Below are 2,624 nucleotides of genomic sequence, written 5' to 3'. Positions count from 1 at the left end.
CCAACTATCATTTATGGGCAAGTTGGTTAAAAATGCCTCGTATTTGTAGTGACCAGCTATACTTGAAATGCTTGTTTAATACTGTTAGCTAAATTTAACTTATTTTGTTGTTCATAAAGCTCCATAGCTTGACCATAAGCTGATTCCATTGCTTGTAAGTTTTGAATCTCTCCATGAGAATTTTTAATATTTAACAACACCCACCCTAAATTATGATAAGCTTCTGCATAATTTGGATTTATTTTAATTGCTTTTTCTAGGAAGGATTTAGCGAGTAACCATTGTTGTTGACGACCAAGGAAAGTGCCTAAACGAAATAGAGCAATTTCATTTTGATGATTCTGACTGAAATTTTTATATAATTGAATGGCAGCTTGATAGTTTCCCTGATGTTCATAAGCAATGCTTAAATTTAAAAATATCCAAGATTTAATATCAGATAAATTGGTAGCTTTTTCTAGAGAAATAATAGCCTCTTGCCATTGATTTTTGCAGCCTAGTTTCCAACCTTTGCATACCCAAGCAAAACTACTGTTAGGCAATTTAGTAATAAATTATTCAATACATTATTCAATACATTTATCTATATCTGGAGTAGTTTTACCTAGTAATTCTTGGTCTATAGCAAACATCAAAGAAGGGTATAACCAAGAAAGTAATTTTTGCCCATCGCTGTAAGTATTCAGCTATTAGCTGTCAGCTCTCAGCTCTTATGAGGAGGTTCAAATTAATATAGACTTTACAGCCGACTTTGGTAGTAAGTATAAATTCTGCCTCAATTATTAAAGCTTTTATCTAAAACTAAAAGCAATAGCTGATAGCTGATAGCTGACTGCTGAATGCTTACCCATCGCTACTATTATATTTTTGGGAATTTTTTATTGCAGGACGAATAGTACCGATGACTTTTTACCAGTGTTTTTGATTAGCTAAAATCCAGCTTTTTAATCCTAATGCAAAAGCAGAATTACTATCTATTTTCAAGGAGCGATCGCATACTATTAATGCTTCTTTCCATCTAGATAATTTTGCTAAACTCCAAGCATAGTTAGCCTGTATCCAAGATTCTTCCGGAGATAAATTTACAGCTTTTTTTAACTGTTGAAGTGCCTGCACCCAATTTTCTTGACGACAACTAATTAGCCCTAAAACTCCATAGCCTCTACCATCATTTGGATTAATTTTAATAGCTTGATTAGCAGCAAAAATAGCTTGGCGATCGTCAATATAAACTAACAGCATTGCCAGTTCTACAGCAGCAATACCATTATCGGGTTCTTTTAACAAACATTGTTGATAAGTTGTGACTGCTTCTGTCAAATTTCCTTGTTTTAAAATCTGTCTAGCTTGACTTAATTGTTGAGAAATAAACTTACCTTTAAGTGCATTAATTAATTCCTCAGCACTTTGAAAACGTTCCTCTATATTCATCTTCATTCCTTTTAAGATAATTTGTTCTGTTTGAGGACGAATTGATGGTTCTATTTGCCGTGGATAAATCAAAGTTTCTGAACTTAATCGAGCAGATGATGTTACTGGTACTTTACCTGTTAAAGCATGATAAATTGAAGCACAAACAGCATATAAATCTGCACTAGGATTGGGTTTTCCGAAGTTAGTATATTGTTCTATTGGTGCATATCCAGGCGTCAACATAGAGGTCATTTTATGAGTGAAACCTGCCAAAAATTCTCTAGCGGAACCAAAATCAATTAGGATAGCTTTATCTAGGAAATTAATAATAATATTATCCGGTTTAATATCGCGATGCAGAAAATTATTGGCATGAACCAATTGTAAAGCTTCGGCAATTTGAATAAAATATTTTTTGACGATATTTTCTGGTAGCTTACCTTTTTCTTGCAAAATTTTAGACAGGGGTTTACCTCTGACAAATTCCATTACTAAATAAGCTGTATTATGAGCTTCAAACCAATTAATTACTTTAACAATATTGGGATGGACACATTTTTGTAAATATTCTGCTTCTATCTTAAATTTTTGGATTTGTTCCTGCTTAATTTTGGCAGTAATAGAAGGAGGCCAAATAATATTTATGCCATGTCTCAGAAACTTATCTGGGCAAAGTTCTTTAATCGCAACATCGGTAAAATTTTCTAAATCAGTTGCTTTGTAAGTAATGCCAAAACCACCCTCACCTAATGTTTTTTCTATTCTATATTTACCTTGCTGAAGTAAAGTGCCACTAGGTAGTTGATATCCTACAGAATTTATATTCGTTAAAGGGCAACCACAAGCACGACAGGTAATGGCAGTATCAGAATTTTCTGCGCCACAAACTGGGCAGTTGATCGACATTTTTGTATCCTTATTTTATTGAGGAAGGAAGAGGGAAGAAGGAAGGCTTCAACAATTAATAATTAATAATTAATAATTAATTATTAATTATTACCTCTGTTTGAAAAGAAGAGGGTTGAATAAAAGGAAAATTTTTTCTTTTCTTGGTCGATGGTCGGCCAGCTCCGAGACCCGCTCTCATTGGGACTTACATAAAATAAAGGCAGAAAATAGGCTCAGATATAGATGGGTAGAGGTTTTCACGTCGAAAAGGCATAAATCCTGAGTTACTAAGGGTTCTAGCCATTTTTAAGGCTTTGGCGGCA

2 protein-coding genes are annotated in these 2,624 nt (G+C 33.7%); both read right to left on the bottom strand.

The genetic code is table 11. The features are described from left to right. Nucleotides 1-56: 56 nt before the first annotated feature. A complete protein-coding gene (locus F6K13_RS27720) occupies nt 57-542 on the bottom strand; it encodes a tetratricopeptide repeat protein (RefSeq protein WP_287289092.1) in 486 nt (161 codons plus the stop codon). 367 nt (nt 543-909) lie between these two features. Next, nucleotides 910-2,319: a protein kinase gene (locus tag F6K13_RS27715; RefSeq protein ID WP_287243642.1), complete on the bottom strand. Its 1,410-nt coding sequence runs from the start codon at nt 2,317-2,319 to the stop codon at nt 910-912. Nucleotides 2,320-2,624 lie beyond the last annotated feature (305 nt).

The organism is Okeania sp. SIO2B9, assembly GCF_010672505.1.
GTDB lineage: Bacteria > Cyanobacteriota > Cyanobacteriia > Cyanobacteriales > Microcoleaceae > Okeania > Okeania hirsuta.
The sequence above is the reverse complement of the archived record's forward strand: the minus strand, read 5'-3'. Positions and strand labels throughout refer to the sequence as shown.